At 45.2% G+C, this 777-nt stretch carries 1 protein-coding gene; it reads left to right on the top strand.

All coding sequences use genetic code 11. From position 1 onward, the window contains the following. Nucleotides 1–507: carboxylating nicotinate-nucleotide diphosphorylase (gene nadC, locus A3751_RS17260; protein ID WP_068458231.1), on the top strand; the 507-nt coding region annotated here is incomplete at its 5' end. Nucleotides 508–777: the final 270 nt, after the last annotated feature.

Here is a 777-nt window from a genome sequence, read left to right as displayed (position 1 = left end):
TACGCAGAGATCGTAGAGCACACCCAAGTAAAACTCCTGGATACAAGAAAAACCCTTCCTGGGCTGCGTGTCGCGCAGAAATATGCCGTGTCTGTGGGCGGTTGCCACAATCATCGAATGGGCCTTTATGATGCATTTCTTATCAAAGAAAACCATATTATTTCTTGCGGCTCTATCGAAAACGCAGTTCAAAACGCCAGAGAACTTGCGCCCGGTAAGCTAGTAGAGATCGAAGTTGAATCTCTCGATGAGCTTGATCTGGCACTTGCAGCGGGTGCAGACGTTATTATGCTGGACAACTTTTCACTCGAAGAAATGAGAGCGGGTGTAGCACGAGCCACCGGAAGAGCGAAGCTGGAAGCATCAGGAAATGTTACCAACTCAACAATCACGCCTATTGCCGAAACCGGTGTCGACTACATATCAATAGGCGCGTTGACGAAGGACGTAAAATCCATCGATTTATCCATGAGATTTTCTGCAGACCAACAAGTGTCGCAATGTTAACAAAACGTTACGGTTTGTATCTCTTAACACATAGATAAACATTTAATTACGTCTAAACTTCTCGCATCAAAAACAAGAGACGCACACTAGCTAAATTGTCGGTGTGCTTTTGTGTCGCGAGAGGCTCCGTTTGTCAAAAGCAAATTCCGATCATGTCGCTTGTTCAAACGAACTAAGCCACGTAGCGATATCGACCAAAAAAAGCCAACACTTTGTCGCATTCGTTGTCGCATTTACCGCTGTATACCTGATCATTGTTAGCTCTCAAGG

The organism is Oleiphilus sp. HI0080 (genome assembly GCF_001635135.1).
The sequence above is the reverse complement of the archived record's forward strand: the minus strand, read 5'-3'. Positions and strand labels throughout refer to the sequence as shown.